The organism is Variovorax sp. N23 (assembly GCF_025486315.1).
Lineage (GTDB): Bacteria > Pseudomonadota > Gammaproteobacteria > Burkholderiales > Burkholderiaceae_C > Variovorax.
In genome coordinates, this window is sequence record NZ_JAOOPY010000034.1 from 1 (window position 1) to 1,665 (window position 1,665).

1 protein-coding gene and 1 pseudogene are annotated in these 1,665 nt (G+C 70.5%); both read right to left on the minus strand.

The genetic code is table 11. The features are described 5' to 3' along the window. Positions 1-1,347 (minus strand): Cache 3/Cache 2 fusion domain-containing protein (locus tag N8A90_RS25305; protein WP_262078047.1); only part of this gene is annotated, 1,347 nt, incomplete at its 3' end. A gap of 25 nt (positions 1,348-1,372) precedes the next feature. Then, positions 1,373-1,665 (minus strand): annotated as a pseudogene (locus N8A90_RS25310) (methyl-accepting chemotaxis protein); the annotation flags it as partial.

Below are 1,665 nucleotides of genomic sequence, written 5' to 3' on the forward strand. Positions count from 1 at the left end.
GTTGTCGGCGTTCTGCTTGACGGTCGAGGTCAGCTCTTCCATCGAGGCGGCCGTCTGTTCCAGCGAGCTGGCCTGCTCTTCGGTGCGGGACGACAGGTCCTGGTTGCCTGCCGCGATCTGGCCCGACGCGGTCGCGATCGTGTCGGTGCCGTGGCGAACCTGGCTCACCACCCGAACCAGCGCATCGCGCATGGTTTCGACGGCACGCGTGATGGCGCCGATCTCGTCGCGCCGGGGCGACGCCAGCGACTGCGACAGATCACCGTCACCGATGCGCTGGACGTGCCGGCTCAGCACCGTCAGCGGCCCCACGGTGCGGCGGATGTACACCACCAGCGCCACGCCCAGCAGCGCGGCCGCCAGGGCGATGAACAGGCCGAGACCCGCCATCTGCCGGTAGAGCGGATCCAGCACTTCGGCGGCCGGCACTTCGGCCACGACCCGCCAGCCGGTCATCTGGCTCCGGGCCACCGATGCATAGCGGCGCCCTGGCGCGCCCTGCGCTAGGACGGCCGGGGCGTCGTCGATCCAGAGCGCGCCGGGCTCGGTGACGCGGCGCGCCCACGCGGCCGCACCGGCGCCGAGCACGTCGGCGAGCGGCTTGCCCGCGGCCGTGGGATGAAACACCAGCCGGCCTTCGCCGGCCGGATCGAGAATGTAGAGACCACCCTGCTCGAAGATGCGCGTCTCTTTGACGGCTTCCGCGAAGGCGGCCTGCTGCTGGGAAATATCGAGGCCGATGTACAGCACCGCGACCACCTGGCCCGATGCGTCGCGCACCGGGTCGTAGACCGTGATGTAGGGTCGCCCGAACAGCGTGACCCGGCCCATGAAGCGCTTGCCGCTGCGCAGCAACGGGTAGGCGGCGCTCTTGCGGTCGAGCAGCGTGCCGACCGCGCGTTCGCCGTTTTCCTTCTTCACGGAGGTCGTGACGCGGCGGAAGTCCTCGCCGACCGCCACGAACACCGTCGCATTGGCACCGGCGAAGCTGGCGGCGAATTGGTCGACCTCCTGCGTCGATGCCGCGTCGATCGGCACACCGCCCATGCTCAGCGCGCCCTGCGCCGCATCGTCCAGCACGAAGGCGGACGGGAACTGGCGCCGGAACATGCCGAACGCGTTCTCGGCATTGAGCTGCATCGTCTGGTCGAAGATGTCGAGCGACTTGGCGATCGCCTCCGCCTTGGCGTTGGCATATTGCGCGGCGCTCTCCCGGTGCTGGGCCGACGCCAGCATGTAGAACACCCCCAGGATCAATGCCGTCACCACCACGATCGCGAGCGTGGCCCGGACACTCAGGGTGCGGACCAGCGAGACGAAAGCAGGGGCGGTGGCGGAGGATCGCATGGAGGTGCCTGTGGGTACCTTGGCGTCAGAACTCGGCCCAGTCGCCGTCGTCACCGGCCGGCAGGGCCTTCGGTGCCGGCTTCCTGGCTTGCAGCGCCACGGGCCGTCCGGCGGCCGGGGCACGCGCGGCAGGTGCGGCCGGCGCGAAGCTGCGGGGCGCCGGCTTCGCGACGATGGGGGTGAAGCCCGGTTCGACCGCGCCTGCGCCTTCGTCGATGCGGAAGATGCCCACCGCCTCGACCAGGCTGCCCGCCTGCTCCTGCAGCGAGGCGGCGGCCGCAGCGGCCTCTTCCACCAGCGCCGCGTTCTGCTGCGTCA